Consider the following 8,301-nt stretch of genomic DNA (forward strand, 5'->3'; position numbering starts at 1 on the left):
GCCGCGCCTCAGGCGGGAGCGGCCCAAGGCAGGGTCAGCGCCCACCCTGCCTTGCCCGCCATCTGCGTGAGAGTGGCGTAAAGGTCGTCGACCGAGACCAGCACATGATCGAACCAGACCCGATGCGCCGTGTCGCCCTCGAGCAGGTCCACGCCCTCGGGGTCGATGCCGACGAGCGTCCACCGGGCCTTGCGGGCCGGCGCCGGGGACTGCGCCAGGAGAGCCACCGCCTCGGCGTGGAACGCGTTGAGGTGCGCCAGCAGGCCTGGCTCGGCCGCGACGATCCCGGGGCTGGGAGTCGCCGCGGCCAGCAGATCGGCGCCCGTCAGCACGAAGGCCCGGCCGAAGCCGGCATTGAAGGAGGCGCGCCGCGGCTCCAGACGGAAATAGCGGAAGTCGGGCAGGCCCGAGTAGAGCTGCGCCTTCTGCTGGTGCGCGAGGTAGCGCGCATCGAGCCGGGCGTGATCGGCGCTGTCGCGCTCGATCTCGCCGGCCGCGCAGACGACGGAGAGGCGCGCGTGGGCGAGGGGATCGCCCTTGCCGGGCGCACCGATCAGCAGCGAGCAGCGCGGCTCGGCAAGCAGCGCCCCGGTATGCGCCGCCAGCCGCGAGGTCAGGATCACCGGGGCGCCGTCGACATCGGTCGTCATGCCGACCCGCGTGCACAACGGCCAGCCCGTGACCGGTTCCGCCGTCGCGAGCGCCGCATGACGGGCGGTGCGCACCATCGTCTTCGCATCGCGGACGACCTGATCGGTCGTCGGCTGCAGCAGGGGCTGGCGCGCGTCGTCACTGGCCATCGGCAACTCCCATCGATGCCCCTTCGTCTAGCAGAGGTGACCCGGGTCGACCAAGTCGCCTGCGCCGGGGGACGCGTCGTCGGGCGACACCCCGCTCCGGCGCCCGGCCGGCGCCTGCCGTCCGACTTTGGTCGAAGCCCGTACCAGCTGCACGGCATTTTTCTGCACACGTTCCATGCGATGGAACGAACCCGCGTAGCCTTGCGCCTCCCGCAGTGTCAGATTTCGATGGAATTGTGAAACCCGCTTGTCGATCGCTCAAGCCTTATGCAGATGTGGCGTTTGCTGAAGTTGTCATCATCCCGCATCGTGGAACGACCGGGCGGCGCCGCCCGCCCGTCGACGCCGCAGGCCACAGCGGTTCGAGCGAACGATCCGATCGTCCAGGACCAGAGGAAGGACCAACTGCAAATGTCGAAAGTCACTGCATTGCGGCCACGGCTCGGCGCCATTGCCGCCGCCGCCATCATGCTCGCCGCCCTTGGTGGCGCCGAAGCGCTCGCCGCCTCGCCGCGGGCGGCGGAGAACAAGATGATCCTCGTCGCCCGCCAGGACCCGGGCACGCTGGACTACGTCACCTCCAACCTCACCGCGCTGCGCCTGTGGATCCCGTCCAACGTGGTCGAGCCGCTGGTCTATTTCGAAAAGGACGGCACGGTGACGCCGGGCGTCGCCGAGAGCTGGACGATCAGCGACGACAAGCTGACCTACACCTTCACCATCCGTGCCGCCAAGTTCTCGAACGGCGCGCCGCTGACGGTCGAGGACGTCGTCTATTCGCTCAACACCATGAAATCGAGCCCGGTGCTGCAGAACTCGGCGGCCTATAACGCCGTGACCGCGATCGAGAAGGTCGACGACAAGACCGTCAAGGTGACGCTGTCGCGTCCGAGCCAGGCCTTCTGGGCCGGCATGGGCTCGACCGCCGGCCTGATCCAGCCCGAGGCGGCGGCCGGCAGCATCGCCACCGACCCGATCGGCACCGGCCCCTACAAGCTGGTCAAGTATACCACCAACAGCGCCTTCGAGTTCACCGCCAATCCGGAATACTGGGGCCCCGCCCCGGCGATCAAGGACGTCACCGTCCGCATCGTCACCGACGGCACGGCCGGCCTCAACGCGCTCGAAGCGGGCGAAGTCGACGCCATCCCGGTCAACACCATCGACCTGTGGGAACAGCTGGTGAAGCGTGAGTTCGACAAGAAGTTCACGCTCGTCACCTACCCGCAGATCGGCGAGCCGACCTATGCGGTGATCAACCAGAAGATCGACCCCGAGCTGCGCCAGGCGATTGCCAGGACGCTCGACCGGCAGGCCTACAACGACGCCTTCGGCGCCGCGTGGGGGGCCGAGAACACCTGCACCTTCGCCCTGCCCAACCAGCCCTGGTACGAGCCGGCGAGCCCCGAGAGCTGCCCCTATCCGTACGACCTGGAAGGGGCCATGAAGACCATCGCGGAGAAGGGCTTCAACACCCTGCCGCTGGAGTACGCCTCGCTCAGCGACGTGCCCGACCTGTCGCTGCCGGCCGACATCATGGTGCCGACGCTGCAGGCCGCCGGCCTCAACGTCACCCGCAACGCCATCGACCTCGCCCGCTACAGCCAGCTGATCTTCCAGGGTCGCCCGCCGCAGTTCGACATCACCGTGATGTCGGGCGACGCCGAGCCCGGCCAGTGGTCGTGCCCGACGCCGGACAAGGCCGGCTGGTCGACCTATTGCAGCGCCGAGTACACCGAGGCGCTGTCGCAGGCCGACGTCGCGACCAGCAACGAGGAGTACCTGGCGCTGATGAAGAAGGCCGCCGATATCCTGCGCAAGGACGCCGTCATCGTGCCGCTGATCGCCAAGAAGGGCGTCGGACTGTTCGACGCCGACCTCAAGGGCTTCACCGAGCCCAAGGTCGCCGTGGCAGTCGAACTGCGCGCGCTGCACTGGTAAGCTAGTTCCTCCCAAGGAAACGGCCGCCGACCCTCCGGGGCCGGCGGCCGTACCGACCCGACCCGGAGCGGAGCCGAATGGCGATCTATGTGCTGCGCAAGCTGGCGTTCTTTCTCGGCGCCGTTTTCGTGGCGTCGCTGGCCATCTTCCTGCTCATTCGCGGCGCCGGCGGCAATGTCGCCGCCATCGTCCTCGGCAAGGACGCCACCGCGGACGCCATCAATGCCCTCGCCCACACCTACGGCCTCGACCGGCCCCTGCCGGTCCAGTATGTCGACTGGATCGTCGGCATGCTGACCGGCGATCTCGGGCAATCCTTCCGCACCAAGGAATTCGTAGCCGACCTCGTCACCGACCGGCTGTCGGTTTCGGTGCCCCTGGCGCTCTCGGGCCTGCTGTTCGGCCTTGCCATCGCCATCCCGGTCGGCACCTACGCGGCGCGCAATGTCGGCAAGCCCTCGGGCGCCGCGCTGGCGCTGCTCAGCCAGATCGGTGTCGCGGTGCCGGTGTTCTGGGCCGGCATCCTGCTCTCGGTGCTGTTCGGGGTGAGGCTGGGCTGGCTGCCGACCGGCGGCTGGACCGACTGGACCGTCGACCCGGTCGCCTCGATCCGCTCGCTGGTGCTGCCGGTGCTGTCGCTGGGCCTGATCATGGCGGCCGTGCTGATCCGCTACATCCGCTCGGCCGTGCTCGACGTGATGAACCAGGACTATGTGCGCACCGCCCGCGCCGTCGGCATGACCCGCACCCAGGCGCTGCTGCAGGTCGGGCTGCGCAACGCGCTCCTGCCCATCGTCACCGTGGTCGGCCTGCAGATCGCCGAACTGATCGGCGGCACAGTGATCATCGAAATGGTGTTCTCGCTGCCCGGCCTGTCGCGCATGATCCTCGCCAATGTCGCGGCCCGCGAGGTGATCGTGGTGCAATCGACGGTGATGCTGATCATCGTCTTCGTGATCTTCGTCAACTTCGTCGTCGACCTGCTCTACGGCCTGCTCGACCCCCGCATCCGCAATGCCGCCTGAGGCCGGACCGATGCGCACCACCCACCCAGCCGGCACTCTGCCGACCCGCCCGAGGCGGCGGCTGGCCATCAACGCCTCGCTCGCCGTCGGCATCGTGCTGACCATCGGATTCCTGGTCGTCGCCCTCGTCTCGTTCTTCTGGCTGCCCTCCAACCCCAACATCCCGGTGATCAGGGACCGGCTGCTGCCACCCGGCACGGCGGGCCACCTGCTCGGCACCGACGTGCTCGGCCGCGACGTCATCGCGCAACTGATGGTGGGCTCGCGCACCTCGATCCTCGTGGGCGCCGGCGGCGCCTCGATCGCGCTGCTCCTCGGCACCATCACCGGGCTGGCGGCGGCGGCCTACGGCAAGCTCGCCGACGAGGCCATTTCGCGCGGCGCCGACATCATGCTGTCGATCCCCGGCATGGTGACGGCGCTGGTCCTCGCCGCCACCATGGGCTCGGGCGCGCTGACCACCATCCTCGCGCTCTCGGCCTTCTTCACCCCCTCGTTCACCCGCGTCATCCGTTCGGCGGCGCTGAGCGTGCTGCAGGAGGACTTCATCACCGCCGCGCGACTCTACGGGCGCGGTACGCTGTTCATCCTTGCCCGGCACGTGCTGCCCAACATCGCCGGCGTGATGATCGTGCAGTTCACCCTCTACTTCGCCGCCGGCATCCTCACCGAGGCGGGCCTCTCCTATCTCGGCGTCGGCGTCACCCGGCCGCAGATCTCCTGGGGGATGATGCTGAACGAGGCGCAACAGCAGGTCGGCATTTCCTCGCCCCTCGCCATCTGGCCGGGCCTCGCCATCGTCTTCGTCGTGCTGGGCCTCAACCTGCTCGGCGACGGCTTGCGCGACGTGCTCGACCCCAAGCTGAAGCGGAGGAGCGCGTGAACGCCGCCGCCAACGCCCTCGAGGTCCGCGACCTCGTCGTCACCAACGGCGAGGTGACCGCCGTGCGCGGCGTCTCCTTCACCATCCCGGCCGGCGGCCGCATGGGCCTCGTCGGTGAATCCGGCTCGGGCAAGTCGATGACGGCGCTGGCCCTGATGGGGCTCTTGCCGATGGGCTGGGGGGCGCGCGGCAATGTGCTGCACGACGGCGTCGACCTCGTGCAGCAGACCGACAGGGCCCTCTCCAGCCGTCGCGGCCGGACGCTCTCGATGGTCTTCCAGGACCCGCTCTCCTCGCTCAACCCGGTGCGCCGCGTCGGCGAGCAGATCGCCTGGGTGATCCGCCGCCATACCGGCGCCGACCGGCGCGAGGCGGAGCGGCAGACGCTCGACCTGGTGCGGCAGATGAAGCTGCCGCGGCCCGAGCAGATCGTGCGCGCCTATCCGCACGAGATCTCCGGCGGGCAGCGCCAGCGCATCATGATCGCCATGGCGCTGGCCTGCTACCCGCAGCTGATCATCGCCGACGAGCCGACCACCGCGCTCGACGTGACGGTGCAGAAGCAGGTGCTGCGCCTGCTAAACGCCGCCGTCAGGGAGCGCAACTCGGCGCTGCTGATGATCACCCACGACCTGCCGGTGATCGCCGCCATGTGCGACACGGTGGCCGTGATGTATGCCGGCCGCATCGTCGAGACGGGACCGGTCGGCGAGGTGTTCCGCACCCCCCGCCACCACTATACGCGCGGCCTGCTGGAGAGCCAGCCGACCATGGACAACATCGCGCTCGACGGCTCCTCCCGGCTGGTCTCGATCCCCGGCATGGTGCCGCCGCTCCACAGCCTGCCCACCGGCTGCGCCTTCCATCCGCGCTGTCCGGCGGCGACCGACACCTGCCGCGCCGCCATGCCGGAACTGGCCGGGGCCGGCCGCAGCGCGGCCTGCTGGCATCCCGTCGCGGCTCCCGCCGAGGTTTCGCCGTGAGCGCAGCGACACCGATCCTTGCGCTCAAGGCCGTGAGTCAGACCTACCGGCTGGCCCGCCAGTCCCTGTTTGCCCCCCGCCCGACCCTGACCGTGCTCGACGGCATCGACTTCGATGTCCGGGCCGGAGAAGCGGTGGGCCTCGTCGGCGAATCCGGCTCGGGCAAGACCACCCTGACCCGCATGCTGACCGGGGTCGAGCGCCCGCGCGGGGGCGAGGTGCTGTTCGACGGTGCAGACGTGTGGGCCATGGACGCGCCGGCCAGGGCCGGCTTCCGCCGCGCCGTGCAGATGGTGCTGCAGAACCCGCGCTCCTCGCTCGATCCGCGCATGCGCGTCGGCACCTCGCTGCTCGAGCCGCTCAGGAGCCTCAGGATCGGCGGCGACCACCTGGCGCGGATCCACGAGGTGCTCGACCAGGTGGGCCTGAGCCGCAGTGCACTCGAGCGCTTCCCGCACGAATTCTCCGGCGGGCAATTGCAGCGCATCGCCATCGCCCGGGCGCTGATGCCGAACCCGCGGGTCCTGATCGCCGACGAGCCGGTCTCGGCCCTCGACGTCTCGATCCAGGCGCAGGTGCTGAACCTGCTCAAGGACCTGGTGCGCGACCTCGGGTTGGGGCTGGTATTCATCGCCCACGACCTGTCCGTCGTGGCCTATACGACGAGCCGGGTCTCGGTAATGTCGTCCGGCCGCATCGTCGAGGTCGGGCGACCGCTCGACCTGTTCACCGCCCCCAGGGCCGAAGCCACCCAATCCCTGGTCGGCGCGGTGCTGCGGGTCGAGACCGGCCTCGCCGGCAACGCCCTGGATTGAGCAAGATGACCCCACCTGCCGTCGCCATCACCGGCTCCACCCACGGCATCGGCTACGCCATTGCCGAGGCCTTCGCCCGCGCCGGGGCACGCCTCGTGATCAATTCGCACCTGCCCGACGAGGGGGCGGCGGAGCGGCTCGGCCGACTGACCGAATGCCATTTCATCAGGGCCGACCTCGCCACCGTCGCCGGCGCGCAGGGCTTCGTCGCCGCCGCCCGCGACAAGCTCGGGCCGCTCGATACGCTGGTCAACAATGCCGGCAGCTTCTTCGACGCCGCCTTCGACGAGTTGACCGAGGCGGTGTTCGACCGGACGTTCGCGCTCAACGTCAAGGGCTACCTCTTCGCCGCGCAGGCCTTTGCGCGGCAGGTCGCGCCGGGCCGGGAGAATGCCTCGATCATCTGCGTGGGATCGACCAATTCCATGGCCGCCGAGAAGAACAGCGTCGTCTACGACACCTCCAAGGGCGCCGTGCTGATGCTGGTGAAATCTCTGGCCGTGACGCTGGCCGAACGCGGCATCCGCGTCAACGGCCTGGGGCCCGGGATCGTCGAGACGCCGCTCACGGCGGCGGGGCTGGCGGCACCGGGGGTAAGGAAGGCACTCGAACGGCAGATCCCGCTCGGACGGGTCGGGCGGCCGGACGATATCGGCGGCGCGGCGGTGTTCCTCGCCTCCCCGGCGGCGCGCTACATCACTGGCCAGATGCTGTTCGTCGACGGCGGCATCCTCGCCAACCAGATGAGCTGGGAGCCGGACTGAGGCGCAGGCGACTTTCCGGCCGTCGGAGGCGCATCAGATCGCAGCTGTGGCCACCCCCACCCTCGGTCCCTCCCCACACGGGGGAGGGAGGCGATGGAACCGGCCGATCTGAGCCCGCGGAGCACTCAGTCGTCTCCCTCCCCTCGATGGGGAGAGATCAAGGGTGGGGTGAGCCAGCATCAGACTTCCGAAAGTCACGACGAAACGACATCCCGCCGGTTTCGCCCGCCGCCCGCCGCTGCTAGAGCAGCCGCAGATCCTCGATCCCGACGTTCCGGCCCGCCTCGGCGAGTTGCGCCAGCGTCGTGGCGTCGACCGGGATGCCGGCGGCAAGCCGCTGCGTCCGGCTCTCCCGCTCCGGATCACCCGGCAGCCTGACGGCCGGCGTCCCGTCCCCGGCCGTTTCCGACTGCACCCAGCCCAGCACGGCCTCGAGTTCGGTGGCAAACGGGGCGGCGGTGCCGAGCTGTTCGGGCGAGACGATCACCGAGAACATCGAGTTGAGGATGACCCCGTCGGCCGCGGCATCGTGCTGCGTCGTCGCTCCGACCAGCGCGGCGCCCAGCAGTTCGCAGGCGAGCATCAGGCCCCAGCCCTTGTGCTCGCCGAAGGTGGTGAGCGAGCCGGGCGGTGTCTCGAACAGCTTGCCGGGATCGAGCGTCGGCCGGCCGGCGCTGTCGAGCAGTGCCCCGGGCGGCAGCTGCACGCCCTTGTTGTGGGCGACACGTACCTTGCCGGCGGCAAGCCGGCTGGTGGCGAAATCGACGATCACCGGATCGCTGCCGATCCGCGGGAACCCGGCGCAGAACGGATTGGTGCCGAGCCGGGCGCGGCTGCCGCCGAACGGCGCCACGTAGGCGCCCGCGGCGACATTGACGAAGTGCAGCGACACCATGCCGGCGGCTGCACACTGCTCGGCCCAGTGGCCGATGCGGCCGATATGGTGGCTGTTGCGCAGGGAAACGATGGCGCTGCCCTGCGTGCGGGCCCGGGCGATGCCCAGGTCCATCGCCTCGAAGGCCATCACCTGGCCGACCCCCCGATCGGCGTCGCAGACCAGCATGGCGCCGGTGTCGATCGCCACCCGGAG

At 69.7% G+C, this 8,301-nt stretch carries 8 protein-coding genes; 6 read left to right on the plus strand and 2 right to left on the minus strand.

The genetic code is table 11. The features are described from left to right. Positions 1-8: 8 nt before the first annotated feature. Complete coding sequence (locus tag ACE3TU_RS15600; protein ID WP_374625799.1) at positions 9-800, minus strand: HugZ family protein; 792 nt, start codon at positions 798-800, stop codon at positions 9-11. Positions 801-1,211: 411 nt separating this feature from the next. Between ACE3TU_RS15600 and ACE3TU_RS15605 the strand changes: the two genes are divergently transcribed. The 6 genes from ACE3TU_RS15605 to ACE3TU_RS15630 all read left to right on the plus strand — a co-directional run bounded on the left by ACE3TU_RS15605 (position 1,212) and on the right by ACE3TU_RS15630 (position 7,211). Then, on the plus strand, positions 1,212-2,741 hold the full coding sequence (locus tag ACE3TU_RS15605) for an ABC transporter substrate-binding protein (RefSeq protein ID WP_374625801.1): 1,530 nt from the start codon (positions 1,212-1,214) through the stop codon (positions 2,739-2,741). Positions 2,742-2,818: 77 nt separating this feature from the next. Further along, positions 2,819-3,766, plus strand: coding sequence for an ABC transporter permease (locus ACE3TU_RS15610; RefSeq protein WP_374625803.1), 948 nt, complete (start codon positions 2,819-2,821; stop codon positions 3,764-3,766). 10 nt (positions 3,767-3,776) lie between these two features. Further along, positions 3,777-4,649: an ABC transporter permease gene (locus ACE3TU_RS15615; protein WP_374625805.1), complete on the plus strand. Its 873-nt coding sequence runs from the start codon at positions 3,777-3,779 to the stop codon at positions 4,647-4,649. After that, positions 4,646-5,632 (plus strand): ABC transporter ATP-binding protein, encoded by a 987-nt coding sequence (locus ACE3TU_RS15620; protein ID WP_374625807.1) that lies wholly within the window; start codon positions 4,646-4,648, stop codon positions 5,630-5,632. Before ACE3TU_RS15615 ends, ACE3TU_RS15620 begins: the two co-directional genes overlap by 4 nt. Then, positions 5,629-6,447, plus strand: coding sequence for an ATP-binding cassette domain-containing protein (locus ACE3TU_RS15625; RefSeq protein WP_374625809.1), 819 nt, complete (start codon positions 5,629-5,631; stop codon positions 6,445-6,447). The genes ACE3TU_RS15620 and ACE3TU_RS15625 overlap by 4 nt, the downstream gene beginning before the upstream one ends. Before the next feature lie 5 nt (positions 6,448-6,452). Continuing rightward, a complete protein-coding gene (locus ACE3TU_RS15630) occupies positions 6,453-7,211 on the plus strand; it encodes an SDR family NAD(P)-dependent oxidoreductase (protein ID WP_374625812.1) in 759 nt (252 codons plus the stop codon). A gap of 241 nt (positions 7,212-7,452) precedes the next feature. Here ACE3TU_RS15630 and ACE3TU_RS15635 read toward each other — a convergent pair. Beyond that, a partial coding sequence (locus tag ACE3TU_RS15635) for a malate/lactate/ureidoglycolate dehydrogenase (protein WP_374625814.1) occupies positions 7,453-8,301 on the minus strand: 849 nt, incomplete at its 5' end.

The sequence above is a fragment of the Devosia sp. genome (assembly GCF_041917035.1).
Taxonomy (GTDB): Bacteria; Pseudomonadota; Alphaproteobacteria; order Rhizobiales; family Devosiaceae; genus Devosia_A.